Source organism: Streptomyces sp. NRRL S-920, assembly GCF_000717945.1.
GTDB classification, from domain to species: domain Bacteria; phylum Actinomycetota; class Actinomycetes; order Streptomycetales; family Streptomycetaceae; genus Streptomyces; species Streptomyces alboniger.
Map to the genome: position 1 here is coordinate 1 of NZ_JODF01000195.1, position 205 is coordinate 205.

General features: G+C 70.7%; 1 pseudogene. It reads left to right on the plus strand.

The window, feature by feature from the left end:
• Positions 1–205: pseudogene (locus IG54_RS39005) on the plus strand (acetyl-/propionyl-CoA carboxylase subunit alpha); the annotation flags it as partial.

Consider the following 205-nt stretch of genomic DNA (forward strand, 5'->3'; position numbering starts at 1 on the left):
GCACTCCTTCGAGTTCCGCATCAACGGCGAGGACCCGGGCCGCAACTTCCTGCCCGCCCCCGGCACGGTGACGAAGTTCGAGGCTCCCTCGGGTCCCGGTGTGCGCCTGGACGCGGGTGTGGAGTCCGGCTCGGTGATCGGTCCGGCCTGGGACTCGCTGCTGGCCAAGCTGATCGTCACCGGCGCTACCCGCGAGCAGGCGTTG